Source organism: Iodidimonas gelatinilytica, assembly GCF_008579125.1.
GTDB classification, from domain to species: domain Bacteria; phylum Pseudomonadota; class Alphaproteobacteria; order Sphingomonadales; family Rhodothalassiaceae; genus Iodidimonas; species Iodidimonas muriae.
Window position 1 is genome coordinate 51,716 of the sequence record NZ_BKCL01000002.1, and the last position, 24,952, is coordinate 76,667.

The following is a 24,952-nucleotide window of genomic DNA, read 5'->3' on the forward strand; positions in this document are numbered from 1 at the left end:
CCTGTTCCTGATTGTTGCCGTGCGTTTCCCGGTGAAGAGCTGCATCAATGGGCCTTGAAGTGTTTTCAGCGTCACATCATTCAGCATATTTTCGGATCAAAGGAAGTGGCCATTGTGACCGATCAAACTGAGACGGCCATCCTCACGGCGCTTGTGGAACAGGCCCAGGCGCAGGGAGCCAATAGCCCCACCTTACGGGCATTGGTGGAAGAAGCCAGCGAACGTGGAGCGATGCGGGTATTGCGCCATGTGGGGTTGGAAGACGAGCAAGCGCTTCGGGATGTGTGCGAATTGCGTGATCTTTTGGGGGCTTGGCGCGTCGCGCGCCGCACCGCCTGGCACACGATTGTACGCTGGGTGATAACGGGTTTGATGCTTGCCATTGTTGCAGGGCTGACCCTGAAATTGAAACTCTGGCCGCCTGCCGGCTGAATTCGGGAAATCCACGATGGAGCAAAATACGGTGCATGCCGCTTTCAATGTGAAGGCGGCAAACGGGGAAGGTGCGTTTGAAGGCTATGCGTCGGTTTTTGATCTGTTGGATGATGGCGACGACATCATGCAACGGGGCGCTTTTGACGCATCATTGAAGGCGCGTCCGGCGGCGCAGGTCAAGCTGTTATGGCAGCATGATCCCGCCCAGCCCTTGGGAGTGATCGAGGCGCTTCATGAAGATGCGCGCGGCTTGTTCGTGAAGGGCCGTTTGCTGATGGATGTGGAAAAAGCGCGCGAGGCCCATGCCTTGATGCGTATGGGCGCTTTGGATGGACTTTCCATAGGATATCGTGTCGTCAAAGCGCGTCAGGATGCGAAAACCGGCGCGCGTCTGCTGGATCAGGTGGATTTGTGGGAGGTGTCTTTGGTGACCTTTCCCATGCAATCCGCGGCGCGGGTCCATGCCTTTAAGGCGGGAAACAAGACAACCATCCGGGATTTCGAAACCTTTCTGCGAGAGGCAGGCGGGTTTTCACGCCGCGAAGCCAAAGCGCTTGCGGCGCATGGCTTCAAGGGGCTTGGCCATCGGGAAGATGATGCGGGCTGGCTTGAGGCGATGGACAGCATTCACCGAATGACGGCTGTCCTTGAACAGGCAAATATGAACAATGAAGGAACGCTTTTATGAGCCAGTCAACCACCGCCCTGCAAGTGAAAGCCGCTGTTGAACGGCTTGGGCAGACCTTTGAGGCCTTTAAGGCCAATAATGATGCCGCAGAGATCGAACGGCGGACAAAAGGCTATGCGGATCATCTGATTGAAGAAAAATTGGGCCGCTTGAGCGAGGAAATGAAACGCCTTGAGGCGCAGATCGATGGTGTGTCGGTGGCGGCGAACCGTCCGTCTTTATCGGGAGATACGGGGTCTGGCCGGGTTGTGGACGCGCATAAATCCGCTTTTGTGAATGGCTATGTCCGCAAGGGGCTAGAGCGCGATGTGGCGCGTTTGGAAGAAAAATCCCTGAATATCGCAACGCCATCGGAAGGGGGCTATGCGGTACCGATGGAAATCGATCATTTGATCGAGCAACGTTTGAAAGACCTGTCTCCTATCCGTTCTATTGCATCGGTTACGCAGATTGGGTCGGCCAATTACCGCAAGCTGGTAGCGACCACCGGCCCCGCTTCCGGCTGGGTTGGGGAAAGCGATGCCCGCGCCGAAACCGCAAGCCCGGATTTTGCCGAAATCGCGCCGCCCATGGGCGAGATTTTTGCCAATCCGGCAGCCACACAAACCATGCTGGATGATGCTTTTTTCGATGTGGAAAGCTGGCTGGCTGGCGAATTGGCTTTGGAATTTGCGCAAAAAGAAGGGGCCGCGTTCATTTCTGGCGATGGCATCAACAAGCCGAAGGGGTTTCTTGGCAGTGCGACCAGCGCCGCCAATGATGCGACACGGGCTTTTGGCGCCCTTCAGCATGTGAGCACCGGAGTTGCGGGAGATTTTTCGGTCAGCGATCCGGCAGACCATCTGTTTGATCTGGTGCATAGCCTGAAGGCGGGCTATCGGGCCGGGGCGCACTTTGTGATGAATTCCGCTACCTTGAATATGATCCGCAAGTTCAAGGATGCCGATGGCGATTATCTTTGGCGGCCCGGCCTTCAGCAGGGACAGGCCAGCACTTTGTTGGGGTTCCCGGTGGTGGAAGCCGAAGATATGCCGGATGTGGCGGCCGATAGCCTGTCGGTGGCTTTTGGCAATTTCCAGCGCGGTTATCTGATTGCCGACCGTATGGGAACGCGGGTGTTGCGCGATCCTTATTCCAACAAGCCATTCGTGCATTTTTACACCACGCGGCGGGTTGGTGGCAGTGTCGTGAATTCCGACGCTATCAAATTGCTGAAATTCTCGGCGGCCTGATCATAGGCGTGATGCCCGGTTGAGGCACAGGGGCGGGGGCAGAGGATGCGTCCGCCCTTTTTCGTGCAAGGCCGGTTTTCAACACAACAGCGGAATTTATCAAGACGGACAGGAAAACCTTATGATCACCCTGCTGCAACCCCCGCCGGTGGAACCGCTGGATCTGGCCGAAATCAAAGCCCATCTGCGGATCGACCATATGGATGAGGACAGTCTTCTTCAAAGCTATTTGCAAGCGGCGCGGCGGACTGTGGAAGACTTTCTTGGCCGGGCGCTGATCACGCAGCGCTGGCAGTTGGTGCGGGATCATTGGCCCGAAAATGGGACGGTGTGCTTGCCCAAACCGCCGCTATTGTCGGTGGAGGCGGTACGCCTGATCCACAGGGCTGGCGAAACCCAGATCATGGACCCAATGCTTTACCGCGTGGAAAGCCGTGCAGAGCCGGGCTTTCTTGTGGCGACATCTGTGGGCGGTTTTCCAAAAGCCGGCCAAAAACATGGCGGCATCGAGATTGATTTCTCTGCCGGATATGGCCCCGCAGCCCAAGATATTCCTGCGCCCATCCGGCACGCCATTTTGTTGGTGGTTGCATCGCTTTATCAGCAGCGCGGCGGAACGGGACATATATTGGCGCAATCGGTACGCAGCCTGCTTGGCCCATACCGGATGGTGCGCCTATGAGCGGGGAATTGGATGCAGGACGGCTCGACCAAAGAGTGGAGCATCAACGCCCGCACTGGCTGACAGATGAAGCCGGTGCCCCCGTTGAGAGTTGGGAGGGATTAGGCCGCCTTTGGGCGACTGTGGTGCCATTGGGTGCGGAAGACCCTTTGTCGGCGGATCGCCCGCATAATCGTGTGCGCTATCGTTTGATTATACGGGCCTTGGCCGATATGCGCCCCGGTGACCGGGTTTTATGGCGCGGGCGGGCGCTGGATATTCGCTCCATTGCCCCGCATGCGGCAGATACGACATTTTTAACCCTTGGCTGTGAGGAGCGTCTCCCATGATCGAGATGCGCCTTGATGGCAAGGAGGCCGTGGAACGGGGGCTGGAAAAAGCCATGTCTCGCGCCGAGCAAGCCTTGCGCAAACAGCTCGAGGAGGCGGCCAATGATCTGGCCGATCTGGCCCGAGCGCAGATTTTGACACAAAGGCAGGCAGGCCGCGCCACACCAAGTATCTTGGCGGAAAGCCTGTCTGTTGCGCCGCTTGAGACTGGATTTTCGGTTCAAGCCAGCGCGCCTTATGCGGTGTTTGTGGAACTGGGAACAGCGCGGATGGCGGCGGAGCCTTTCTTGCAACCGGCCTTTGATGAGGTGGTGACAGGGCTGCGCACCGCCCTGGGCAAAGGAGATGCCGCATGAGCCTTTCCGGATTTTTAGGCCTGCAACGGGCTGTTATCGAGACTCTGACAAGCGATAGCGCCCTTATGGCGCAAATTTCCGGCGTGTTTGATGAACCACACCGCCATCATGCATTGCCTTTTGTGCTGGTGGGTCCGTTTCAGGCAAGCGATTGGTCGGCGCAGGGGCTGAACGGCAAGCGTTGGCGACTGACCATCCGGGTGTTTTCGGACAAGCCCGGTGACCATCAACTGCTTGCTTTGGCCGATAGGGTGCATGACCGGTTAATGTCTGTGCCCTTGGTTATTGAAGGCGGCCATGTGGCGGCGTTCAGCTTTGAAAGTTTGCAAACTTTGCGTGATCCCGATGGGGTGCGGCAGGGACAGCTGCGCTTCTCGGCACTTATTCAAACTCTTTGATCCATGGAATGGAGATGGCCATGACAGCAGAAAAAGGGCGCGGGTTTCTTGTGAAACTTGGCGATGGGGCAAATCCGGAGATTTTCTCGACCATCGGGGGGATGCGCTCCACGTCCTTGAATATCAACAGCACAGCCGTGGATATAACCCATAAGGATTCAGGGGGGTGGCGTTCTCTTTTGAGCGGGGCCGGTGTGCGGCGTTTGTCCGTTTCCGGCTCTGGCATCTTTACCAATAGTGCGGCGGAAACCGCACTGCGGGCGCAGGCCTTGGCGGGATCAATCGCCAATTTTCAAATCTTGTTCGAGAATGGCGATCTGTTCAGTGGGCCCTTTCAGGTGACGACACTGGATTATTCCGGCGAACATGATGGGGCGCGGACCTATACCATGTCGCTGGAAAGTGCTGGCGTGATCGATCTTTCGGTGGCTCCATGAGCGGGCCGGTGAAAGAGCGTGGCGATGTGGTGTTTGCCCTTGACGGGGAGGCGTTTTTTTTACGCCCGACGTTTGCGGCCCTGTCGCGGATCGAACAAAATCACGCACCGATCCTGAGCCTGGTTCAAAAAGCAGGCGATGGTCATGTGCAGGTACAGGATATGGCGGTGGTGTTTCACCATTGCCATAAGGCCGGGGCAGGGGAGGCAACGCCGAGTATCGAGGCCATTGGCGACCGCATTGTCGCGACGGGATTGCTGGAGCCATTGCGGGCTTATCGAGCGCTTTTGGCAGGAATTCTGGGCCAACCCGATGCAAGCGATTGACTTCCCGTCTTTGGCGGGGCTGGCCATGCGGCGGCTGGGCTGGTCGCCGGACATGTTCTGGGCGGCAACGCCTGCGGATATGAGAATGGCGCTGGGAACCGGTGCGTCACAGCTGCGCGCGGCTTTGAAGCCGGATGAATTGGAAGCCTGATGCAACGTTTTCCAGATCACCCGGTTGACGATAAAGGCCCGGCAACGCCATAAATGGTCTATGGCGCATCATCCGAGACGAAAACCTTTGAGAGAACGCGTGGCAGCCCGAAAAGCGGGCCTGTCTGAATATGAAGGCGCAGCTGCGCCCAAGCCTTGGCGCAAATGGTTGCGTTATGGGGGAATGGGGATGCAGCTTGTGTCCTTCGTTCTTCTGGTGGTCGAGGTTTTCCGGATGATCGAGACAGATTTTCATGGTGTCGATCAAAGCCGGATCATCACCTATCTCGTTGTGTTCTTCACCGGTCGCGTGCTGCAAATGATCGCGGGTTTCACGCGCCACTGACAAAAAAGACAGATTTCATGACAGTTGAACTGGACGCGCTTGTCGTGAGCCTGCGTGCGGACTCACGCCGGTTTCGCAGTGATATGGCACAGGCCCAGGCGGCTTTGGACGATTTTGAAGCCATGGCTGCTCTGCCGCAAGATGCCCTTGACCAAAGCCTGACCGGCGCTGCCGAGTTGGGGCAGGCCATCGGGCAATCGGCCCGCGGGACGTTTTCCGAACTGGAATCGGCCTTGCAGCGCTTTACCCAAAGTGGAGAACTTTCTTTTGACAGCCTGAAATCGGTTGCCGTTTCCGCCCTTGGGGATATTGCGTCCGCAGCATTGGATGCCTTTTTCCCCCAATTCGGGGGATTGGGCGGTGGCGGGATTTTTTCAAAGGCATTGGGTGGCTTGCTTGGTTTGCCGGGGCGGGCCACAGGTGGGCCGGTTGCCCCCGGCCAACCCTATATCGTGGGCGAACAAGGGCCGGAAGTGTTCGTGCCGCGTGGGGCCGGACAAATTCAGCCCAATCGCCCCGGCATAAGTGGCGGCAGCGATCGCCCGATTTCCATCACCATCAATGTAAGTGGTGAGAACGGCCTAGGGGATGGGCGGCAAAGCGCCACGCAAATTGCTTTATCCGTGCGTCGGGCGTTGGCACAGGCACAAAGGTTCGATTGAGCATGTTGTGGTTATCGCAAAAGGCGGACCGCTTTGAGGAGCAGTCCATCACCCGCTTCGACCCGCGATTCTGGACGGTGAATTTTCCGCGTCCGATGATGGCCGCCGTCACCAATCCCGGCGGCGAAGCCCTGGACGTGTCTTTGGTTTTTTACCAGCGAAACGATCTGGCCGGATTGATCTGGGAAAGCGAGGATTTATTCGATCATCCCTTGTTGTCTTATGAAACCCGACGCGATTATCGCCATGTGATTTTAACATTCCGCTGGCAAAGCGTGGGGATCAAGACGCTGGCCGATGGCTTTGGTCCAACCCTGACCATTGAAGGGCGTGATGCCACGGGGACGCCGCGCACATGGTTCGTGCGCCTGTGGAACTATGCGTCCGGCACAGCAAGCAATGCTGTGATCACTCTTGATTTCAATAATCTGGATGGTGGGTTTTTTCTGCCTGCGGAAGCGGATCCGGTTTATGCGGGCGATATCGATCGCATGTTCATTTCCATGGTTCCCGATGATTATGATCCGGAAGATGATAGCCCACTGACCGGCGGGGCTGTGGAAGGGCGCGTCAGCATGAGCGATATCCGCGTCACCGGCGGCAATGCGGATTTGGCGATTGGCGATGATTATGTGAAGCCCCACACTATTCGTATGGCCAATGGCTATGACGACAGCTTCAACATCACGCCCGCGCGGCTGATGCGCAATGTGCTGCAATTGGGCTATCGGGCATGGTTCACCCATTATGTGGGGATGAGCCATTATTACACCATGGCATGGGATGCTCAGGCTTTGCGCTGGGTGGTTGATCCTGCCGCTCCGGCGCTCAATGCGGCAACGCTGGCATGGCATACAGATCTGTTTTCTCGCCTTGCCCGCTTTCGGATGACACTGGTTTTATCCTTGTCTTTTGAGATTTTGGACCAAAATGCGCCCGATGCGTGGGCGCAAAGGGCCCATGATGGCAGCCGCGCCCTGACCGGCTGGGAGCCGCCATCCACCTTGATCGCGCCCACGAACGGGGAGGCCTTGGGCTGGTTGGAACGGGTCTTTTCGGCTTTTGGCGATTTGATGGATGCCGCGGGGTTGCCGCTTGTGTTTCAAATTGGCGAGCCATGGTGGTGGGTTTCTTTGGGTGAGGGGCGCATACCACATTTTTATGATCCCCAAACCCTTGCCGCATATCCTTTGGAAACAGGGCATCCGGTGCCGGAGAAGCATCAAAGTGCCACCGAGATTCCATCCGCCGAGCAGCAGCTTTTTCTGGATTGGCTGGGCGAGAAATTGGGGGCTGCAACGCACCGGCTGCGCGATCATGTGAAAGGCCGGTATCCCGGCGCGCACGTGGCGCTGTTGTTTTTTACCCCGCAAGTTCTGGATGACAGCGCACCAATGCTACGCAGCGTCAATTTTCCAGTGAGCCATTGGGCGTCTCCCGCTTATGACCTGATGCAGATCGAAGATTATGACCATGTGATCGACGGCAATTGGGCAGATCATGCGCGTGGGGTCGATAGCGTGGTTTCGGAATTGGGATATCCACTTGAAAAGACACAGTTCTTCAGCGGTTTTGTGCTTTTAGAAGAAGACCGCCATATCTGGCGCAATATTGAATTCGCCTTGGAAGATGCCGAACGGCGGGGTTTTTCCGAACGGGTGATCTGGGCCTATACGCAGGTGGTGCGGGATGGCGTGGTGATGTTCGATCTGGATCAAAAGGAGCAGGATTTGGCTGGATTTCATGATGTGCGGCTACCCGATACGGTCAGTTTCGGATCGACAGGTGGTCCGCGCTTTTCAACTCGTGTGGTGGCCACGGCTTCGGGCCATGAACGGCGCAACCGTGATTGGGATCAGGCGCGGGCGGATTATGATATTTCGAGCGGTCTGCGTTCGGTGGATGATCTTGCGCAACTGATGGCCTTTTTCCGGGCGCGAGCGGGCCGGGCTTATGGCTTTCGCTTCCGTGATTGGGCCGATCACAGATCGTCTTTGGATCGCAGTCCGCCCGCCCCTACAGATCAGGAGATTGGTGTCGGTGATGGCAGCAATCAGGAGTTCCAGTTGATCAAACGCTATGGCGATGGCGACATGGCGCATATCCGGCGTATTACGCGACCGGTGGATGGATCTGTGCGTATTGCTCTGGATGGGGTGGAGCGAACCACAGGATGGAGTGTTGATCCGCATAGCGGTTTGGTGCGCTTTGATGTGGCGCCGCTGGACGGCGCGGTTGTAAGCGCCGGATTTTTGTTCGATGTGCCGGTGCGTTTTGCCGATGACGCATTGTCTTTATCATTGGAGGCATTCGATACAGGGGCCGCCCCCGCCATCCGCCTTCTTGAAATCAAGGAATAAGCCATGCGGCAGATTACTCCGCAGCTTCAAACGCATCTGGCGCAACAGGTTACGAGTCTTGCCACCTGTTGGCGGCTTCAAAGACGCGATGGGGTGTTGGTGGCTCTTACCTCCCATGACCGCGATCTGATGGTGGGGGGTGTTCGCTATCATGCAGATGGCGGGCTATCGGCAACAGCCGCGCGGGATACGGCTGATCTGGCCACCGATAATCTGGAGATCGAAGGGGTTTTGGAAAGCACGAATCTGGTGCCGGACGATCTGTCCAGCGGTCGTTTCGATGGGGCACGGGTGACGGTGTTCATGGTGGATTGGAACAATCCCGATGCCGGTCAATTGCTTGTAAAACAAGGAACGCTGGGCCGGATCACCCGCATCGATGGAGGCTTTCGTGCGGAAGTGCGGGGCCTTACGCACGCGCTGTCACAAAGCATCACCGAACAATATTCCCCCGGTTGCCGGGCAGAACTTGGAGATCGGCGGTGCAAGAAGTCTTTGAATGCCTTTCGGCGCACGGCATCGGTTCAGACAGTGATCGACGAAACCGTTTTCGTGGTGGATTTCAGCGGCGATCCGGATGGATGGTATGATTTTGGGAAGCTGCGCTGGCATTTGGGGGGAAATGGTGGCCTGGTTAGCGAAGTGCGGCGCTTTGAAATGGGCCGGCTAACCTTGTTTCAGGCCCCGCCAAGGCCCATGGCTGTGGGCGATGTGTTCACCTTGACAGCGGGCTGCGACAAGACATTGGCGGTGTGCCGCGAAAAATTCGACAATGTGTCAAATTTTCGCGGCGACCCTTTCGTTCCCGGAATTGATGCTTTGCTGGATTATCCGGGTTTCCAATAAAGCCGGTTTTATGCGTCGCTTTTGGCTTTTCTGGCTTTGGCTTTTGGCTTCGCTGTAGATTTTGCAGCCGGTTTAGCGGCGGCTTTTGGCTTGGCCGTTGCTTTGGCTTTGGCTTTTGCCGGAGCGTCTGCCTTGGCAGGTTCTTGTTCGGCAGAATCCTTTGGTTCTTCCGCCGTGGCAGCCGCTGCATCGGATAGTGGCTCAATTTCCGAAGCAGATGTGGGAGCTGCTTGGGGCGGGCTGTCGTTATTGGCTGGCTCTTCGGCGCGGCCTTCGCCCTCGGCCCCTTGAACCTGATCCATGATCTGCTTCATCAGGATTTCCGTGCGGCGACCGATTTCCTCGATGGCCTTGGAAAGATTGACCATATTATAGCCAAGCCCACGAAATACGAACACATGGCTGGTCGTATCATAAAGCCGGTAAATGCAATCTTCTTTCAGGCCCGGAAGGTCGATGGTTTTCGGGTCACCGACGAAATCGAACAGGACCCGCTGACCTTTGGTGCTTTTGATCCACTCATCGAGCTTTTCATCGGCATGTTCCCATAGTTCTACAAACCGGCGATCTCCTAAGGCATGGCTGTCGGGAAGCTGAAGTTTTTCCCGGAGCACTTCGCCGCGCCGGCGGGCGCGGGCGCGGGAAGGCCACAAAATGGCACCAACCTGCGAGGCGGCATTCAGTGCGGCCTGCCCCGAGAACAAGACCCCGGTCTGGCTTTTTTTCTCAAGAGACTGATTGAAAATGCTTAGCGCTGAGTGGGTGTAAAGGCACTGATTGCGCAGCTCATGCAGATAGATGATGAAAGAATTGGCGTCCATGATTCCTCACTATTTCGATAAGGCGGGCATTGATTGCGATCCGCGTGCCGCCCCTTCAATACCGAGCGATAGCACAAGCGGGGATGCAAATAGAAGAGTGGTTTCACCCGATTTGATTGTCGAGACAGCCAGATTGGCTTTGGGGACGCCTTTTCGTCATCAAGGGCGACAGGTGGGGCGGGGGCTTGATTGCGCAGGGCTGGTTTTATGGGTGGGGTGGCAATTGGGGGTCACTTGTTATGACCAGACCGGCTATCCGCGCAGTTTTTCTGATAACCGATTACTTCTTGCCGCCGAAGATGCAGGGTTTTGCAAGATCAAGACACCGGGGAGGGGTGATGTGGCGTGCTTGCAGATCGGTGGCGCCTTGCAACATTTGGCAATTCATACAGGGAACGGACTGATTCATGCCTGTGAGCGGGCCGGACGGGTGGTTGAGCATCGGCTCGATGCCCATTGGCGCCGGTCCATCTTGTGCGGCTTTCACTATCCGGGGAATGTGCAATGACGACTTTGGTGTTGCAGGTGGCGAGTGTGGCGGGCCTTGTGGTTGCGGGGCCGGCCGGGGGGCTTGTGGGGGCCGCGATTGGCAGCGTGATTGATCGGTCTGTTTTTCTGGGCGGGGGGAGCGTCCGGGAAGGACCGCGCCTGTCGGATCTGTCGGTTCAAAGCTCAGCCCTTGGCGAGACGATCCCTTTGGTGTTCGGCACGGCAAGGGTGTCGGGCAATGTTATTTGGTCCAGCGGCCTGATCGAAAAAAGAAGCGAAGAAAAGCAATCGGGCGGGAAGGGCCGCAAATCGACTTCGACGGTGACTTTTAGCTATTCCGTGTCTTTGGCCGTGGGCTTGGGGGCGCGGCCCATTCAGGGAGTGCGCCGGATTTGGGCCGATGGGAAATTGCTGCGCGACGAGGCGGGGCGGTGGCTGTCACCTGCCACTTTGCGGGTTTATCAAGGGACAGAAACGCAAAATCCCGATGTCTTGATCGAAGCCCATGAAGGGATTGCCAATGCACCGGCCTTTCGGGGCATGGCTTATGCGGTGCTTGAAGGGCTGGAACTGGCAGAATTTGCCAATCGCGTGCCTAATTTAAGCTTTGAAGTGATTGCTGATGATGCCGTGTCAGCAGGCGATCTTTTGGTGGAAATCGCCGCCCGCTCCGGTGTTGAGACAGCGCAGGCGACGGGCCTTGATCAATCCGTTGAAGGGTTGGCGCTGGCAAGGGACGTACCATGCGGTCCGCCATTGAAGGGGTTATGGGGCTTTTTCCGGCCAGCGTTTCGGAAGGGGGCGGGGTGCTTTCGTTCCGGTCTCTTGATGCGGGGGACGAACGAACGGTTTTCGAAACGGATATGGGAGCCGGCGGACAGACCGATGAGGATCGCTGGGCCGTGCATATTACCCGAGAACAAGGGGCGGATCTTTTACAGGAATTGAGCGTGCGGTATGGCGATCCGCAACGGGATTATCAGCCAGCGCTACAAAGGGCGCGCCGACAGCAAGGGTTTGCAGGCAATCGGGGCATCATCGACAGTCCGCTCTTTTTGAGTGGCGACAGAGCCAAACGGCAAGTCGAGCAGATGCTTGCCCTTTCATGGATGAAGCAAGAAACGCATCAGCTTCGCTTGACGGTGGATTTTGCGTCTCTGGAGGCGGGAGATCGGTTGGCCTATCAGTTGGATGAAACGACGGTCCGGTTGCTGATCGAAGAAATGGACATCGCACCGGATGGGGTTCTGGTATCGGGCTATCCCGTCAGCACCTTGCCCAATCTGGATTTCAATAGTTCGGCAACGGGCAATTTTACAGCACCGGTTGTGGAACTTGTGGGGTCTACGGAGTTTCAGGCTCTTGATCTTCCCGGGCTTGGCACATCGCGGGAGCCTTCACAGGTTCTTGCCGCTCTGGCCGGTGGATCGCCGGGCTGGCGCGGCGGCTCTGTTTATTTGTCCCGCGATGGGGGCGAAACCTATGACATTTTGGTCAGCAGCCGGGTTGCCGCCATTATGGGAGAGGTTTTGACCTTTCTGCCTCAAGGCCCCAGCGCCTATTGGGACGAGCAAAACGAGATCCGTGTGCGGTTGATGCGGCCGGATATGCAATTGGAAAGCAGAACCTCTCTTGCTGTTCTGAACGGGGCAAACCGGATCGTTGCGGGTAACGAGATCATTCAGTTCCGCGATGCGTTTCTGGATGCCGATGGAAGCTATCGGTTGCGGGGTCTGTTGCGCGGGCGCAATGGCACGGAATGGGCCATGAACGGTCATCAACCCGGTGAGCGGTTTGTGCTGCTTGATGGGGGCGGGTTGGTGGAAATGACAGTGCCGGAGTCCTTGTTGGGGCAATCCATGCTGATAAAGGCGGTGTCGGTGAATAATCTCCTGAATGATGCAGATCCCGAAACCTTGTCATATCAGGGACGATCCTTGATGCCCTTGGCTCCGGTTCATGTGAAGGCCAGCCGTGAAGGGCAGGATTTGGTGGTTCGCTGGGTTCGTCGAACCCGGCAATCCGGGGATTGGGTCGATGGCCGCGATGTTCCTTTGGGCGAGGAACGTGAACTGTATGAACTGGATATTCTGGATGCGGGGCAGGTGGTGCGCACGATCTCTACCTCTCAACCGGAACTCATCTATTCGGTGGCGGATCAGGTGGCCGATTTCGGAGCGCCGCGCGCTGAAATCGAGGGGGCTCTTTATCAAGTGAGCGCTCTTGTCGGGCGTGGATTTTCTTGGACCGGTCTGCTTTGAGCGCTGTCCTTTGCCACGGCATTTATAAAGTCATGCAATATTTTGGAGAGTATTATGAGCCTGTCTCCACGACACGCTTTTCCCTTTATCTTGACCAATCAATCCCAAAAGGAAGTGACCCATAATGAAGCGCTTTCGCGCATTGATCTGCTTTTGCATCTGCATATCGAAAGCGCGACGCAGACGGACCCTCCGGAAAATGCCAGCGAAGGTGCTGCATGGATTGTTGGGGCAGGCGCTTTAGGGGCCTGGGCTGGACATGACAATGAAATCGCCCAATGGCTGGATGGGGGCTGGCGGTTTATTGCCCCTGTGCAGGGAATGCGCGCGTGGCTTGCGGATCGTCAATTTGATGCGATTTATACAGGCACTCTCTGGCGCAGTGGAAATGTGTGGGCCGACAGCTATTCTATTTGGGGACAGCAGGTTGTCGGGCCGCGGCAAGGGCCAGTTCCGGACCCTGTAGGCGGTGCCGTTGTGGATCAAGAAGCGCGCGACAGCCTGAGTGCGCTTCTTGCGACGCTCCGTAATCATGGCCTGATCGCAACTTAGCAACCTGATGGCGATATAAGTGCGTTTTTCAACATGTTTTCGACAAAATTGTACAGCATCCCATAGGGGAGTATGATTTAACGCGTTGCTCTTGGCTTCATTGGGATAGGCCGAGGGGACATGAAGGGGAACGTCATGAAAAAGAACTTATTGCTTCTCGCATCCACCAGTTTTTTGTGTTTAGGCAGCGCAGTCGGTGCGCAAGAACAGGATGGAAATTTTTACGGTGCCATTCGCGCGGGCATCAATTGGGCTCATGACGAAGCTCTTGAGGGGAATTTTGCCTCGAAAGACGAGCGCGATCTGGGTTTGGTGTTGGGTGGCGCCATTGGCTATGATTTCAAGCCCATGCGGCTGGAATTGGAATTTATGCAGCGACGCAATGATCTGGACGGCCTGACCGTGCGATCCGATGGCGGTGCAGGGGCCGCTTTGGGGCTTGGACCATTGTCCGGCCCAACGGCACTGGCCGATACCAATGTCAATGCCTCGACCATTATGGCCAATTTCATCTATGATGTGCCGGTTGTGAAGGGGTTCCAGCCTTATCTTGGGGCTGGGATCGGCGTGGCGATTGTCGATCTGGATTATCGTTTGGCTGGTGGGCAGGACTTGCTTCGTTCCAATGATGCAGAGCCGGCTTTTCAGGCGCTTGCCGGCTTTAGTTCGCAATTAAGCGATCATTGGACCGCGGAAGTGGGCTATCGCTTTTTGACCACGGCCCAAAGCAGACTGCTTGTGGCTGATGCCATTGATGCGCAGGCAAAATATAAATCTCATTCCGTCTTGGTGGGGCTGCGTTATGCCTTCGGTGGTCCGAAAAAAGCTCAAGCTGCTCCGGCTCCTGTGGCCGCACCGGCTCCGCCGCCTAATCGTGCGCCGCGTGCTGAAAATGATCGGGCGCGGGTGGAAGCCGGTAACAGCGTGATGATCGATGTGCTGGCCAATGACCGGGACCCGGAAGGGCGTTTGGCCGGTATCGCGACCATAGGGGAAGCCCAATATGGTAAGGTTTCCCGCGATCCGAGTGGTGCTGTGCGCTATACGGCCGATCCCAAATATGTGGGACGTGATCGCTTTACCTATACTGTGCAGGATCAGGATGGTTCGGTGGCAACCGCAACGGTCGATGTGGATGTGTTGTCTCCGGAAATCGGCCCGTTCATCGTGTTCTTCGATTTTGATAGCGCCACATTGGCTCCTGAAGCAGAAAGGATTGTGCGTGATGCCGCCGATGCCTTTAAGAAATATGGTGTCGTTCGTATCGAAGTGGTGGGCCATACTGACCGCTCCGGCGCTGCAAAATACAATCAAGGCCTTTCGCAACGACGGGCAGCTTCGGTTGAAAAGGCTCTTGCAGAGCTAGGCGTTCCAAGCGATTCGGTTCTGAGTGCCGCGCGCGGCGAGTCTGATCCGCTTGTGCAAACCGATGATGGCGTGCGCGAGCCGCAAAACCGTCGCGTCGAGATCTTGTTTCCCAAACCCGGCAGCTAAGACCGGATAACGTGGATCAACGAATAAAAGGCGGGCCAATAACAGGTCCGCCTTTTTTATAAATGCTGTGTAGCTTTGCCGCGATAGGCAGCAGAGTGTTCGATATTATTGGATATTCGGGGACGAGGAAGAATTGCTGTCGGCGAGGCAGGTTCCAAGGGTGTTTTCGATTTTCATCGGCAAGCCCACGCGGATATGTGTGTCGTTGGGTGTTTGGCTTATGCGTGCGCCGATCTGGGCGATTTTCGTGCAAAAATCCGGGGTTGTGCGGACTGCCGAGGATACGGCATTGGCAAGGCTGGTGACATGCTTATCCAGCATGACTTTATAGTTTTGGCCGTAACTACGCTCAAAATACCCGACCAATGCATTGCCATGGCGGGCCAGATCATCGCGATGGCTGCGGATGAATTCATTATAGTACGCACGTTGACCAAGATCCTTGCGGCCACGGCATTGCAGGGCCCCCACCATCAGTTGCGTTTGCAAAAGCCGCATATCATGGGCCGCACGTTCTTTGGCGTCCATGCATTGTGCATAGGCCGTTTGGCTGCATAGGCCGCTGATCATGATCGCGGCAAGCGATGCTGTTTTCCATGTGGCCTTCATGAGATCCTCTTCCCAAGATGATGGATGGCACCTTGAGTGTCGAAGCTAAGGCTTAATGAAGAATTAACCAAACAATTCGTTTCAAATGCTCAGTTGTTCGGCGCGATGGCCGCCAACCAGCGCGTGATGCGCTTCTTGTTCGCACCAAGATCAGAATGTCCGTAAACGGAGCGGCTGTAAATTGCCAATGTCGAGCCGCCCTCATCGGTGGGATAAATGCGCACGGTAATGATGTCGGGGAACCGCATCATCGGTGTGCGTTCCACAAATTCAAATTGCTGGTTTTCCAAATCAAGCCGATGGGTGCGAATATCGGGGGATCGGTCTACATATTCCAGTAACCGGGCACGCAGGTCATTGCTGCTCAAATCAAAGACCGGCGCAATATCATCGGGGGATGCTTGCGGGCAGCGATCCGCAGGGCAGAGAAGATAGCTGTTGGGCTTGTCTGTTCTGGTCAGAGTCGCAAACTCAATGACGGGCAGTTCTTTTTCGTTGAAAAGCCCTTCTAATTGGCTAGGCGACATGAACAAGAGGGCCATTCCCGCAATGATGACAAGAATAGAAACGGCAATGGCCGCGTAGCGAATGGCATCAATAACAGACATATAGGGGCCTTTCAGGCGCGAAGAAGAAGTTTGGCCATGATGTTTCTTTGCACTTCATTGGTCCCCCCATAAATGGTCGCAGCGCGGGAGTAAAGGAAGTGTCCCATCCCTGCGGCGGCACCCATGGGGCCAATATCTGGCTCATTACGTCCGCGATCCTCTTTCCGGTCTGGATAGGGAAGGGCATAATAGCCCAAGGCTTCGACATATAATTCTGATAGGGCTTGTTGCAGTTCTGTGCCGCGAACCTTGAGAATGGATGGTTCTATGCCACGTTCTTCGCCGCGCATTTGAGCATCCAGAAAACGCAATTCCGTATATTCAAGTCCGGAAATCTGAATATCCAGATCTGCTATTTTTTGCGCAAAATCAGGATCTTGTGCAAGCGGGCGGCCATTGGCCGTCACGTCATGTGCCAGCTTACGCAGGCGCTTGATCATCCGTTTTTTCGCACCTAGATCGGTGATGGCCTGGCGTTCATTGGCGAGCAGGAATTTGGCGCAGGTCCAGCCTTTTCCTTCTTCGCCTACGCGGTTCTCGACGGGGACGCGCACATCTTCAAAGGTGACTTGATTGACATGATGCTCGCCATCAATGGTGATGACCGGATCGATCTGAATGCCCGGCGTGCGCATATCCACCAGAATGAAGGAAATACCCTTTTGCGGTTTGTCTTCCTTGGATGTGCGGGCCAAACAGAAAATCCAGTCGGCCCAGTGGGCATGGTGGTCCACAGCTTGGTGCCATTCAGAATATAGGTGTCGCCATCACGGACAGCGGTCATGCGCAGGGAGGCAAGGTCGGACCCGGCCCCCGGTTCGGAATAGCCCTGTGCCCACCAGATATCGCTGTTCAGGATGGATGGCAAATGGCGGGATTTTTGGTCCTCGGTGCCGAAGGTGTAAATCACCGGCCCCACCATATTCAGGCCGAAAGGGATAGGCTTTGGGGCGCCGGATAAGCCCAGTTCCAGATTGAAGATATATTGTTGTGTGGCATTCCAGCCACATCCGCCCACTTCAGTTGGCCAGTTCGGGGCTATCCAGCCTTTGTCGAACAGGATTTTTTGCCAAGTCACATAGTCGCTTTTCAAAAGCGTCGTCCCATGATCGAGTTTTTCGCGCAATTCCTTTGGAATGGCATGGGCGAAGAAATCTTTCACATCTTCATGAAAGGCCCGATCTTGTTTTGTGAATGACAGGTCCATTATCCCTCTCCGGCCTATAGTGTTCCGGGGCAGAAAGACGCCGGGACCGCCGCCTTATAACCGCTTGCGGGTAAAAAAGCAGACGGGCCCCGGCACGCAGAAAACGATGATTAAAGAGCGCCAGCCAATTGCATTGCGGCTCCCATATCGCCATCCACTTTCAGCTTGCCCATCATGAAGGCCATCTGGGCATTTTGGCTGCCATCAAGGATTTCGCGGAAATCGCTTTCTTCAACTTTGATCGTGCAATCGGCATCTGCATCGTCATTATCGACATTGGGCGGAGTTTGGCTGCCATCAATGCGGATCACGCCAAGATCGCCGAGATCGAACTTAATGACGCTGGAAATGCCAGACCCGGATACTTTCGTGCGGACGGTTTCAGTCAGTTCGGCAAGGCTCATGAAAAAGACTCCTTTTTTACATGGTTGACAGAATGTCGACGGTCTTTGGTCGATTCTGTCGCGCACGCTAGCATGGTGTTTCGCCGGGGGACAGCCCCCGGCTATGGGAGCTTTTTTTCAAGGACCGTTTCCGTCCTTGTCCTTATTCCCGTCGTCTGTTTTCTTCTTTTTGAGCAAACCGCCAAGGCCGGATTTCAGCGCTTCATCGGCCTTTTCAGAGAGCCCACCGGGCAGGTCAGAGGTCTTTTCTTTCAGGCGGTCTTCCAAATCGGATTTGACATCATCAAGCTTTTCCCGCGCTTTGTCTTCCAGATTGTCCAGTTTCCCGCGGGCATCGCTTAATAATTGCTTGCCCATTTCGCTGGCCAACGCTTTTTTTACCTGTGGCATCAAGGCATCAAAGACAATCTGTGCCGCTTGTGACGGGGCGATGCCTTCCGCTCCACCGATATTTTGCAGATGGATATCGGCCAATTCCAGTTTCTGATCGGAAAAGCCAATCTTGCCGCCGCCAATGGTGATCATTGCATCATTGAGCTGGAAATCCCCAATGCGTATGTCGGCCACATCCACTTCTTCTGTCGGCGCAGGGCCAATGAAGTCTTCGATGTTTTTTTGGATGCTTTGCAAATTGGTGCTGTTGGGGCCCGGCTCGATCCGTAGCTCCGGCGCATCAATCCGTATGGTTTTGATATCGATGAGATCGGTCAAGACGGATTGGGGCTTGAGCTTGATCATAAAGGAGCCAAGACGTACGGCATCGGCATCGGGATATCCGTCTGGATTGCCAATGCGAACGCCGGTTATTTCAGCCTGTCCCGTAAAGGGAGAAAAAGAAATTTTCTCTACAGCAACGGGAGCGCCCAAAATTGGCGGGGCATGGCGCTCTATACCGGCCCGTAAGGCCTCTTCACCTTCCAGATAGACCCATAAGGCTCCAGCTCCAATCACCAGGACCAGCAGTACCAATAGTGAGATTAAAACTTTACGCATCATGTTCCCCTTTGTCCCGTGTCATCATTTTTAAGTGTAACCGCCTGTTCGACAATTGACGATAGTTAATAATATCTTAATGAATAGCTTGATCCGCGGATACGAATAGGCGATGCTTTTAAAAAGCAGTGATTTACCTTTGGAACCCGGTTACTTGGGGCGTTTCCAGTGTTGATAGGTGCGGAAAATTGAGGGGTTTATGGATGGAAGTGTGAGGAAAAGCGGTAGTAGTTTTGCGCCTCTGGACTTCCCGATGCTTGGCTTGCGTGATGGAAATCCCGGTCTGTTTGACGCTGTTTTTGAAGAATGTGAGGCAGGCCTTCTGATCCTGGATCTTGATCTTGCACGTCTGGATGTGCGGATTTCTGATGCCAATCCTGCTTTATGTTCGTGGCTGGGGCGGTCCCGGCAATCTTTGTGTGGCACGCAATTATTTACTTTGCTGAGCGATCAGACCCGTCAGGGGGATATCGTCCGTTTGCACAGGGCTATGGCGCGTCATAGCCCTGTTTGCGTGGATGTCATGCTGCGTTCTTTTGATGACGGGATGCCGCATATCCCCGTCATCATGACAGTGCGCCCGGTGGGAATGGCAGGGCGTGCGCCGCGGATGGTGGCGGTGTTGCGGCATCAAGAGGGGGAACTGCATCAAGCCTTGATACAGGCGCAACGGGACCGCGATGCTGCCTTGCAGGCGCGGGAGCGGATGCTGGCGCGGATCAGCCATGATTTGCGGACTCCCCTGAATGGGATTTTGGGATTTTCTCAGATTATGGCAGGGATCGGGCGTGAACCGGATGCCCCGACCCTGAATTATGCTGATGATATTGTAACATTGGGTCGAGAGCTGCTCACCCGCATTGAAGATCTTTTGGCCGTGGCCGAGGACAGGGTGTCTACGGTGCCGCGTACGTTGCAAGATGTGGATTTGGGCGCTTTTGTTGAAACGTCTCTCGACGGATTCCGGGAGAGATTTACGCGAGCCGGCCTCACTTTAAGTCGGCGCATTGAAGCCGCTTTACCAAAGTTGCGTGCCGTATCTGCGGATATATTGGGGCTTTTGTCGGCCTTGATGGAAAATGCCTTATTATGTGCCCCCCGCTATAGCCGGGTCGTGTTTTCGGTGTTTCTCGATGAAGCGGGTCGCCTGACACTCCATATGTCGGATCTTGGTCCGCCTTTGTCTTTAGATGAAATCAATGCTGCTGTTGCTGCCTTTGATGAAGAGACGGACGTTTATGCCTCTCCGCATCGGCGGAAAACTGCCGGATTGCCGATGGCAAAGGTTTTGGCGGAGCGAAATGGCGGGACCATGTCTGTTTCCGGGAACGAAGGCGGAGACGGGTTCTCCTGCTGTATTCACTTTCCCGTCCATCACTTATGCTTCTAAGGTCAGGCCAAACCGACATTTATGCGTTTGTAGTCCAAGCGCCCCTTTTCAGCAGGCGGTCTGTGGTTTAGGCTTTGGGTGAATGCGGGTAAATATCGGGCGGAAATGACTGTTTTCTTTCCTATTTTATATTTCTTACTTCTTTTGGCGCTGTCCATTGTTGTGACGCTGATCGTGCCGGACTATGCCGGCTGGCCACAGCCTGTGGTGGCTTTGGTTTCTTTTTTGATCTTCCTTTTGGCTGTTCTTTTGTTCGTTCTGTCATCGAAACGGGGCATTGATCGACGTTTTCGGGGAATTGAACGGTCCGTGGCGCGGATCGCCAGAGAAACAGACAAATTGGGTCTGGATGTATCGGCCTTGCGCCAAATAGAGGGAAAGGCCAGCGGCTCCACCGAGGATATGATCCGTGAAATGCGGGTGCTGCAGACATTGCTTGGGCAGATCATTGGGCGTTCCGGGACGGGATTGCGCAAAGGCGATGTGAATGTTGAGGGACTTTTAAAGGGCGTTGCGGTGACACAAGCCGCACGTGCCGAGCTGTCCCCCGATATAGAAGCGGATATTCTTTCGGTCGTGCAAGGGGCACTGTCTGAAAACCGGGTGGATTTGTATTTGCAACCCACTGTTGCTTTGCCGTCGCGTCGACCACAGCATTATGAGTGTTTTTCGCGGGTGCGCGGCTTACATGATGAAGTGATTTATCCTCAGCAATATCTGCCTGTTGCGGAAAGCTCCGGCCTTGTGGGAACGCTGGATAATTTGTTGTTGTTCCGCTGTATTCAGCTGATCCGGAAATTGGGCCCCCGGCGCCTGATGTGCACTTTTTTTGTAATATTTCCGCAGCCTCTGTTCTTGATGAAGAGTTTTTTCCGCAATTTATTGATTTTATGGCGGCAAATAAGGAATTGGCGGACCGGTTGGTGTTCGAGTTTCCTCAAGCCGATTTGCTGTCCATGGATGAGCGGACGCGTAACCGTTTGAGCGCTTTAGGGGAGAGTGGCTACAGCTTCGGGTTGGACCATGTGGATGATTTGCGCTTGGACGCCGCTTTTCTAAAATCGCTTTATGTGCGCTTTGTGAAGGTAGATGCGGATATATTGCTGGGAGAGCAGGTAGACCTTCATCCTGGCGATGTGCGCCGTGCGTTAAAGCGTCAGGGCATTGATTTGATCGCTTCGAAGATCGAGGAAGAAAGTCAGGTTCTCGAATTGCTGGATCTGGATATTTCCCTGGCGCAGGGCTATTTGTTTGGAAAACCGCGTCTTAATCGTGAAGATGGTGGTGGCGAGAGCGGATGATTTGACGCATATCGTTTTCTCGCAGCCTTTTTGTGCTTCCTGTATCCTCTTGATTATGGCTTGATCCTATGTCCGTTCCGGTCCTTTCCGGCTTGTCTTCGCTTGTTTCCAGACATCCTTTTATTCTGTGTGATATTTGGGGGGTGGTGCATGATGGCGCTTCCGCCTTTTTGCCTGCCGTTGATGCACTAAGCCGTGCGCGACGGGAAGGCGTTTCTGTGGCCCTCGTGTCGAATTCACCCGTCGCGCGTTTCAGGTGCGGGAGCAGCTTCAGGCTTTGGGGGTGGGAGAGGGCGCCTATGATACGGTGATCACCTCTGGCGAGTTGACGCGCAGTTATCTGGAACGGGATTTTCAAGGGCAGAAATTCTATCATCTGGGGCCACAGGAAGATCGCGCAACCGTTGAGCAGATGGACCTGTTCGAGGTGGATCATGCGGATGAGGCCGATGTGATCGTTGCTACGGGGCTGGTTGGCCGGGATGTGGACGCGCATGTGTCGTTGCTTGCCAAAGCGGCGCAGAACCGGCGGCCACTTTTATGTGCCAATCCTGATCGGGTGGTACGCCATGAAGGAAAGATGTTTATTTGCGCCGGGGCCGTGGCGGATCGTTATGAAGCCATGGGCGGGCCGGTTGTTTGGCTAGGCAAGCCCGCACCGCCACCTTATGCGGCCAGCCGGCATTTTTTTGCAGAGCTTGCCGGACGAGAGGTTTCCGCATCAGAGCAATTGATTATTGGCGATGGCCTTGCCACCGATATTGCCGGTGCCGCCCGCGAAGGAATTGCCAGTATATTGATCGAGCATGGTGTGCATCACGCAGATTTTCTGGCTCAAGGCATCGAACCTTTGATCAAGCAACATCTGGCGGTGCCGGATTACCGGATGGAATTTTTGCGCTGGTAGGTCTTTGGCAGGCAGCAATGAGGATGACGTTTTGCCGCCATCCCTGTTTGCGCTGACATGCTTTTCAGTTACCCAAATAAAGCATCAATATCATCTTGCTGCTTGAGCCGGATGGAGTCGGTGGTTCCTCTGCTTTTGGCTTCGCCGCTTTTGCTGCGGGCTTGGCTGCAGCCTTTGGCGCAGGCGCTTTCTTTCGTGGCGCTGCTTTTTTTGTATTTGCCGCGGGCGTGGGGCTTTTTGGTGCGGCCTTGGGGCTTGTAGGTTCCGTCTTAGGGCTTCCCCCCATCAAGGCATCGACAGCATCCTGATCGATGCCTTCCCCTTCCAGGGACGGGCCGCGAAGCAAGGCCCGATCTTCGTCCACGGCCACGTCTTCTTCATCTTCTGCCGCAGCGGAAATTTCATCATCGGTAATGCCCAAAAGGCTACGCAATTCGTGAATGCGCCCTTCGACATAGGTGAGCGTTTGCACAACTTTTGAAATGCGTTGGCCGGTGATGTCTTGAAACGAGCAGGCCTCAAATATCTGCATGATATTATCTTGCACGGTTTGCTGAAACGCTTCCACATCCTGTGGATCCGCTCCCATGATGGCTTCAGCCGATTCCATGATCGTATTGGTCGCCGTTTCTGTTTGCTGGACGATTGCATCCAGCTCCATGCCCGCGCGGGGAATACGATCCGTTTCCAGATCTCTTGGCTGAAGCGCCGCGATTTCCTTGCGGGCATTGCCGATATAGTCGCTCAATGTCCGACATTCGCGGTAGATCTTTGTGTCGATCGAGCGGAAATAGGTGCGCATCGTTCCGATGAGCACTTCCGTTACCGAGGCAACATCGGTCAAAGAAAGAGTCTCGTCCCGCTTCTCCCGAAGGCGATCGACCAAGGCCTCGATCTTTTCCGGGAGTTCTTCGGCACCCATCAGAATTCCCCAAGCACAGCCGACAGCTTTTGTTTGAGCGTCGCAGCGTTGAAGGGCTTCACGATATAGTTGTTTACGCCTGCCTTTTTGGCTGCGATCACATTGTCCGTTTTGGATTCCGCCGTGACCATGATGAATGGCAGCGCTTTCAGCTGCGCATCGGCACGCACTTCTTTTAAAAGTTCGTACCCTGTCATTGGCTCCATATTCCAATCGGAAATGACCAGGCCGTAATTTTTGCTGCGCAGTTTCTCCAGCGCCTGTGAACCATCGGTTGCTTCATCCACATTGTCGAAACCAAGCTGTTTGAGCAAGTTGCGAACGATTCGAAGCATCGTCTTATAATCATCGACGATAAGGATGGGCATCGCCTTATCTACGGCCATAGTTGTCCAAACCCCTGAAAATTGGCTGAATTCAGACGGAGCGACCCTCCGTCGGTTAAGAGAAAAGCACTTTAATACCCCGCCTCTAAAAAACTGGTTAATGCTCTTCGAATGATCATTTAAATTTCAAATTGGTCTAAAAAGTCACTTTTTATATGCGTCCCATGTCCGTCTTGCTCGGCGTTTCCTCCTCCGGCTATAGTGCCGTCTCTTTATTCTCACAGAAATATCTGTAGGGATGTAATCCAAGCCAGTCTGTCAGGAGCCACCCCACCCGTGGAGATCCTTCGCCACCCATTGTCCTTGCCGCCTTCCTTAAGGGGATCTGTTGCGGCCTTGGGAAATTTCGATGGTTTCCACCGCGGCCATCAGGTGGTGGTGGGAGAAGCGGGCCGGTTGGCGCGGGATATGGGGGTGCCTTTGGCTGTTGTCACCACAGAGCCGCATCCGCGCAGTTTCTTCCGCCCCAATGACCCGCCTTTTCGCCTGACCCCCTTTCGGGAGCGGGCATGGCTTTTGGAGCAGTTTGGCGTGGATTTGCTGGTGAGCTTACCATTTGATGCCACGCTGTCGCATTTTTCTCCGCAGCAATTCGTGACGGAAATTTTATGCGAAAAGCTGGGCGTTTTGCATTTGCTGGCGGGTTATGATTACCGGTTCGGGGCAAAGCGTGCCGGTGGGTCGGACCTGCTGGCCTGGATGGGCAAAATGGAAGGCTTTGGCCTCAGTGTGGTGGAACCTGTGACCTTCGGTATCGAAGGCGCGGCGGGGCAGATTTATTCTTCCAGCCTTGTGCGCGATACCCTGCGTGAAGGTCGGGCGCGCCGGGCAGCGTCCTTGCTTGGCCATTGGTGGACTCTTTCGGGACATGTTCTGGAAGGCGACAAGCGCGGGCGAACCATCGGCTTCCCCACCGCCAATCTGGCTTTGGAAGATGTGCTTCACCCCAAATTCGGCGTTTATGCCGTTCGGGTAACGGTGGAAGGCGATGATGCAATTTATGGCGGCGTTGCCAATCTGGGATGTCGCCCCACCTTTGATAAATCCGACATCACCCTTGAAACCTTTTTGTTCGATTTCGAGGGGGATCTATATGGTCGGCATATCCGGGTCGAATTTGTGGGCTTTGTGCGTGCAGAGCAGAAATTTTCTGGCATAGAAGCGCTGAAAGCCCAGATCGCACAGGATTGTCAAACCGCCCGAACGCTGTTGGCCGATCCCGAAAATGCGCGTGATCACCTTCCGCCGCCCCGCCTGGACCGTTATCTCGCCGACCATCCTGTCGCTTTGGCAAAACCGCGATAAAGCGGGTATTCCGCGGTGGAAGGGGCGAACAGTCTCTTGCCCGCTTGCCATGGCAT

General features: G+C 55.2%; 29 protein-coding genes and 2 pseudogenes. 23 read left to right on the forward strand and 8 right to left on the reverse strand.

The annotated features are described in order from the left end of the window. The first annotated feature begins 114 nt into the window (after nt 1-114). The 14 genes from JCM17844_RS03155 (at nt 115) to JCM17844_RS03220 (ending at nt 9,247) form a co-directional block, all read left to right on the forward strand. Entirely contained in the window at nt 115-432 is a 318-nt protein-coding gene (locus tag JCM17844_RS03155) for a DUF6127 family protein (protein ID WP_210431261.1), read from the forward strand. Nucleotides 433-448: 16 nt separating this feature from the next. Further along, nucleotides 449-1,123: an HK97 family phage prohead protease gene (locus JCM17844_RS03160; protein WP_149999636.1), complete on the forward strand. Its 675-nt coding sequence runs from the start codon at nt 449-451 to the stop codon at nt 1,121-1,123. Then, nucleotides 1,120-2,355, forward strand: a complete 1,236-nt coding sequence (locus tag JCM17844_RS03165; protein ID WP_149999637.1) for a phage major capsid protein — start codon at nt 1,120-1,122, stop codon at nt 2,353-2,355. The genes JCM17844_RS03160 and JCM17844_RS03165 overlap by 4 nt, the downstream gene beginning before the upstream one ends. A 121-nt stretch (nt 2,356-2,476) precedes the next feature. Next, nucleotides 2,477-3,037: a head-tail connector protein gene (locus JCM17844_RS03170; RefSeq protein WP_149999638.1), complete on the forward strand. Its 561-nt coding sequence runs from the start codon at nt 2,477-2,479 to the stop codon at nt 3,035-3,037. Beyond that, nucleotides 3,034-3,366, forward strand: a complete 333-nt coding sequence (locus tag JCM17844_RS03175; protein WP_149999639.1) for a phage head closure protein — start codon at nt 3,034-3,036, stop codon at nt 3,364-3,366. Before JCM17844_RS03170 ends, JCM17844_RS03175 begins: the two co-directional genes overlap by 4 nt. Continuing rightward, entirely contained in the window at nt 3,363-3,722 is a 360-nt protein-coding gene (locus JCM17844_RS03180) for an HK97-gp10 family putative phage morphogenesis protein (protein WP_149999640.1), read from the forward strand. Before JCM17844_RS03175 ends, JCM17844_RS03180 begins: the two co-directional genes overlap by 4 nt. Next, complete coding sequence (locus tag JCM17844_RS03185) at nt 3,719-4,120, forward strand: DUF3168 domain-containing protein (RefSeq protein ID WP_149999641.1); 402 nt, start codon at nt 3,719-3,721, stop codon at nt 4,118-4,120. The genes JCM17844_RS03180 and JCM17844_RS03185 overlap by 4 nt, the downstream gene beginning before the upstream one ends. 20 nt (nt 4,121-4,140) lie before the next feature. Next, nucleotides 4,141-4,557 (forward strand): phage major tail protein, TP901-1 family, encoded by a 417-nt coding sequence (locus JCM17844_RS03190; RefSeq protein ID WP_149999642.1) that lies wholly within the window; start codon nt 4,141-4,143, stop codon nt 4,555-4,557. Next, nucleotides 4,554-4,883 carry a GTA-gp10 family protein gene (locus JCM17844_RS03195; protein WP_149999643.1) on the forward strand — a complete coding sequence of 110 codons (330 nt, stop codon included), beginning with the start codon at nt 4,554-4,556 and terminating at the stop codon, nt 4,881-4,883. The genes JCM17844_RS03190 and JCM17844_RS03195 overlap by 4 nt, the downstream gene beginning before the upstream one ends. Further along, nucleotides 4,870-5,034, forward strand: a complete 165-nt coding sequence (locus JCM17844_RS03200; protein WP_149999644.1) for a phage tail assembly chaperone — start codon at nt 4,870-4,872, stop codon at nt 5,032-5,034. The genes JCM17844_RS03195 and JCM17844_RS03200 overlap by 14 nt, the downstream gene beginning before the upstream one ends. Nucleotides 5,035-5,133: 99 nt before the next feature. Further along, complete coding sequence (locus tag JCM17844_RS03205) at nt 5,134-5,379, forward strand: hypothetical protein (RefSeq protein WP_149999645.1); 246 nt, start codon at nt 5,134-5,136, stop codon at nt 5,377-5,379. 17 nt (nt 5,380-5,396) lie between these two features. Then, a complete protein-coding gene (locus tag JCM17844_RS03210; protein ID WP_149999646.1) occupies nt 5,397-6,041 on the forward strand; it encodes a tail tape measure protein in 645 nt (214 codons plus the stop codon). A gap of 2 nt (nt 6,042-6,043) precedes the next feature. After that, nucleotides 6,044-8,401 carry a DUF2460 domain-containing protein gene (locus JCM17844_RS03215; protein ID WP_149999647.1) on the forward strand — a complete coding sequence of 786 codons (2,358 nt, stop codon included), beginning with the start codon at nt 6,044-6,046 and terminating at the stop codon, nt 8,399-8,401. A gap of 3 nt (nt 8,402-8,404) precedes the next feature. Then, nucleotides 8,405-9,247, forward strand: coding sequence for a phage/gene transfer agent baseplate hub protein (locus JCM17844_RS03220; RefSeq protein ID WP_149999648.1), 843 nt, complete (start codon nt 8,405-8,407; stop codon nt 9,245-9,247). Nucleotides 9,248-9,255: 8 nt separating this feature from the next. Here JCM17844_RS03220 and JCM17844_RS03225 read toward each other — a convergent pair whose 3' ends face one another. Next, a complete protein-coding gene (locus JCM17844_RS03225) occupies nt 9,256-10,068 on the reverse strand; it encodes a hypothetical protein (RefSeq protein ID WP_149999649.1) in 813 nt (270 codons plus the stop codon). Nucleotides 10,069-10,165: 97 nt separating this feature from the next. Here JCM17844_RS03225 and JCM17844_RS03230 point away from each other — a divergent pair, with 97 nt between their 5' ends. From JCM17844_RS03230 to JCM17844_RS03245, 4 genes are all read left to right on the forward strand, one after another. Next, complete coding sequence (locus JCM17844_RS03230) at nt 10,166-10,576, forward strand: NlpC/P60 family protein (RefSeq protein ID WP_210431262.1); 411 nt, start codon at nt 10,166-10,168, stop codon at nt 10,574-10,576. 724 nt (nt 10,577-11,300) lie between these two features. Further along, nucleotides 11,301-12,818, forward strand: a complete 1,518-nt coding sequence (locus JCM17844_RS03235) for a phage tail protein (RefSeq protein WP_149999651.1) — start codon at nt 11,301-11,303, stop codon at nt 12,816-12,818. Between the two features lie 54 nt (nt 12,819-12,872). Further along, nucleotides 12,873-13,370 (forward strand): DUF2793 domain-containing protein, encoded by a 498-nt coding sequence (locus tag JCM17844_RS03240; protein WP_149999652.1) that lies wholly within the window; start codon nt 12,873-12,875, stop codon nt 13,368-13,370. Nucleotides 13,371-13,505: 135 nt separating this feature from the next. Beyond that, nucleotides 13,506-14,864, forward strand: a complete 1,359-nt coding sequence (locus tag JCM17844_RS03245; RefSeq protein ID WP_210431263.1) for an OmpA family protein — start codon at nt 13,506-13,508, stop codon at nt 14,862-14,864. 105 nt (nt 14,865-14,969) lie between these two features. Here JCM17844_RS03245 and JCM17844_RS03250 read toward each other — a convergent pair whose 3' ends face one another. The 5 genes and pseudogenes from JCM17844_RS03250 to JCM17844_RS03270 form a co-directional block, all read right to left on the reverse strand. Beyond that, the gene (locus tag JCM17844_RS03250; RefSeq protein ID WP_149999654.1) at nt 14,970-15,473 is read right to left on the reverse strand and encodes a hypothetical protein; all 504 of its coding nucleotides are present in this window, start codon (nt 15,471-15,473) and stop codon (nt 14,970-14,972) included. Nucleotides 15,474-15,562: 89 nt separating this feature from the next. Next, on the reverse strand, nt 15,563-16,081 hold the full coding sequence (locus JCM17844_RS03255) for a DUF1499 domain-containing protein (protein ID WP_149999655.1): 519 nt from the start codon (nt 16,079-16,081) through the stop codon (nt 15,563-15,565). A gap of 11 nt (nt 16,082-16,092) precedes the next feature. Continuing rightward, a pseudogene (locus tag JCM17844_RS17090) lies at nt 16,093-17,288 on the reverse strand (acyl-CoA dehydrogenase family protein). A gap of 110 nt (nt 17,289-17,398) precedes the next feature. Further along, entirely contained in the window at nt 17,399-17,692 is a 294-nt protein-coding gene (locus JCM17844_RS03265) for an SCP2 sterol-binding domain-containing protein (RefSeq protein ID WP_149999656.1), read from the reverse strand. 117 nt (nt 17,693-17,809) lie between these two features. After that, nucleotides 17,810-18,688, reverse strand: coding sequence for a DUF748 domain-containing protein (locus JCM17844_RS03270; RefSeq protein ID WP_210431265.1), 879 nt, complete (start codon nt 18,686-18,688; stop codon nt 17,810-17,812). A gap of 196 nt (nt 18,689-18,884) precedes the next feature. Between JCM17844_RS03270 and JCM17844_RS03275 the strand changes: the two genes are divergently transcribed. The 4 genes and pseudogenes from JCM17844_RS03275 (at nt 18,885) to JCM17844_RS03295 (ending at nt 22,283) form a co-directional block, all read left to right on the forward strand. Next, nucleotides 18,885-20,075, forward strand: coding sequence for a sensor histidine kinase (locus JCM17844_RS03275; protein ID WP_149999658.1), 1,191 nt, complete (start codon nt 18,885-18,887; stop codon nt 20,073-20,075). Nucleotides 20,076-20,489: 414 nt separating this feature from the next. Further along, nucleotides 20,490-21,376: pseudogene (locus JCM17844_RS15755) on the forward strand (EAL domain-containing protein). 68 nt (nt 21,377-21,444) lie between these two features. Continuing rightward, entirely contained in the window at nt 21,445-21,687 is a 243-nt protein-coding gene (locus JCM17844_RS17095; RefSeq protein ID WP_149999661.1) for a hypothetical protein, read from the forward strand. Further along, on the forward strand, nt 21,633-22,283 hold the full coding sequence (locus JCM17844_RS03295; protein WP_149999662.1) for an HAD hydrolase-like protein: 651 nt from the start codon (nt 21,633-21,635) through the stop codon (nt 22,281-22,283). The genes JCM17844_RS17095 and JCM17844_RS03295 overlap by 55 nt, the downstream gene beginning before the upstream one ends. A gap of 64 nt (nt 22,284-22,347) precedes the next feature. On the opposite strand, the gene JCM17844_RS03300 is transcribed toward JCM17844_RS03295, so the two are convergent. Then, a complete protein-coding gene (locus JCM17844_RS03300) occupies nt 22,348-23,205 on the reverse strand; it encodes a protein phosphatase CheZ (protein WP_149999663.1) in 858 nt (285 codons plus the stop codon). After that, on the reverse strand, nt 23,205-23,591 hold the full coding sequence (locus JCM17844_RS03305) for a response regulator (protein ID WP_149999664.1): 387 nt from the start codon (nt 23,589-23,591) through the stop codon (nt 23,205-23,207). The genes JCM17844_RS03300 and JCM17844_RS03305 overlap by 1 nt, the downstream gene beginning before the upstream one ends. A gap of 276 nt (nt 23,592-23,867) precedes the next feature. Here JCM17844_RS03305 and JCM17844_RS03310 point away from each other — a divergent pair, with 276 nt between their 5' ends. Next, nucleotides 23,868-24,896 (forward strand): bifunctional riboflavin kinase/FAD synthetase, encoded by a 1,029-nt coding sequence (locus JCM17844_RS03310; RefSeq protein WP_149999665.1) that lies wholly within the window; start codon nt 23,868-23,870, stop codon nt 24,894-24,896. Nucleotides 24,897-24,952: the final 56 nt, after the last annotated feature.

What these genes read in the sequence shown, in the direction of transcription:
- JCM17844_RS03305 (WP_149999664.1), bottom strand. Translation starts at nt 23,591, where the DNA reads ATGGCCGTAGATAAGGCGATGCCCATCCTTATCGTCGATGATTATAAG.
- JCM17844_RS03270 (WP_210431265.1), bottom strand. Translation starts at nt 18,688, where the DNA reads ATGATGCGTAAAGTTTTAATCTCACTATTGGTACTGCTGGTCCTGGTG.
- JCM17844_RS03245 (WP_210431263.1), top strand. Translation starts at nt 13,506, where the DNA reads ATGAAAAAGAACTTATTGCTTCTCGCATCCACCAGTTTTTTGTGTTTA.
- JCM17844_RS03250 (WP_149999654.1), bottom strand. Translation starts at nt 15,473, where the DNA reads ATGAAGGCCACATGGAAAACAGCATCGCTTGCCGCGATCATGATCAGC.
- JCM17844_RS03180 (WP_149999640.1), top strand. Translation starts at nt 3,363, where the DNA reads ATGATCGAGATGCGCCTTGATGGCAAGGAGGCCGTGGAACGGGGGCTG.
- JCM17844_RS03240 (WP_149999652.1), top strand. Translation starts at nt 12,873, where the DNA reads ATGAGCCTGTCTCCACGACACGCTTTTCCCTTTATCTTGACCAATCAA.
- JCM17844_RS03275 (WP_149999658.1), top strand. Translation starts at nt 18,885, where the DNA reads ATGGATGGAAGTGTGAGGAAAAGCGGTAGTAGTTTTGCGCCTCTGGAC.
- JCM17844_RS03220 (WP_149999648.1), top strand. Translation starts at nt 8,405, where the DNA reads ATGCGGCAGATTACTCCGCAGCTTCAAACGCATCTGGCGCAACAGGTT.
- JCM17844_RS03300 (WP_149999663.1), bottom strand. Translation starts at nt 23,205, where the DNA reads ATGGGTGCCGAAGAACTCCCGGAAAAGATCGAGGCCTTGGTCGATCGC.
- JCM17844_RS17095 (WP_149999661.1), top strand. Translation starts at nt 21,445, where the DNA reads ATGTCCGTTCCGGTCCTTTCCGGCTTGTCTTCGCTTGTTTCCAGACAT.
- JCM17844_RS03255 (WP_149999655.1), bottom strand. Translation starts at nt 16,081, where the DNA reads ATGTCTGTTATTGATGCCATTCGCTACGCGGCCATTGCCGTTTCTATT.
- JCM17844_RS03215 (WP_149999647.1), top strand. Translation starts at nt 6,044, where the DNA reads ATGTTGTGGTTATCGCAAAAGGCGGACCGCTTTGAGGAGCAGTCCATC.
- JCM17844_RS03160 (WP_149999636.1), top strand. Translation starts at nt 449, where the DNA reads ATGGAGCAAAATACGGTGCATGCCGCTTTCAATGTGAAGGCGGCAAAC.
- JCM17844_RS03170 (WP_149999638.1), top strand. Translation starts at nt 2,477, where the DNA reads ATGATCACCCTGCTGCAACCCCCGCCGGTGGAACCGCTGGATCTGGCC.
- JCM17844_RS03195 (WP_149999643.1), top strand. Translation starts at nt 4,554, where the DNA reads ATGAGCGGGCCGGTGAAAGAGCGTGGCGATGTGGTGTTTGCCCTTGAC.
- JCM17844_RS03175 (WP_149999639.1), top strand. Translation starts at nt 3,034, where the DNA reads ATGAGCGGGGAATTGGATGCAGGACGGCTCGACCAAAGAGTGGAGCAT.
- JCM17844_RS03200 (WP_149999644.1), top strand. Translation starts at nt 4,870, where the DNA reads ATGCAAGCGATTGACTTCCCGTCTTTGGCGGGGCTGGCCATGCGGCGG.
- JCM17844_RS03225 (WP_149999649.1), bottom strand. Translation starts at nt 10,068, where the DNA reads ATGGACGCCAATTCTTTCATCATCTATCTGCATGAGCTGCGCAATCAG.
- JCM17844_RS03210 (WP_149999646.1), top strand. Translation starts at nt 5,397, where the DNA reads ATGACAGTTGAACTGGACGCGCTTGTCGTGAGCCTGCGTGCGGACTCA.
- JCM17844_RS03185 (WP_149999641.1), top strand. Translation starts at nt 3,719, where the DNA reads ATGAGCCTTTCCGGATTTTTAGGCCTGCAACGGGCTGTTATCGAGACT.
- JCM17844_RS03165 (WP_149999637.1), top strand. Translation starts at nt 1,120, where the DNA reads ATGAGCCAGTCAACCACCGCCCTGCAAGTGAAAGCCGCTGTTGAACGG.
- JCM17844_RS03235 (WP_149999651.1), top strand. Translation starts at nt 11,301, where the DNA reads ATGCGGTCCGCCATTGAAGGGGTTATGGGGCTTTTTCCGGCCAGCGTT.
- JCM17844_RS03190 (WP_149999642.1), top strand. Translation starts at nt 4,141, where the DNA reads ATGACAGCAGAAAAAGGGCGCGGGTTTCTTGTGAAACTTGGCGATGGG.
- JCM17844_RS03265 (WP_149999656.1), bottom strand. Translation starts at nt 17,692, where the DNA reads ATGAGCCTTGCCGAACTGACTGAAACCGTCCGCACGAAAGTATCCGGG.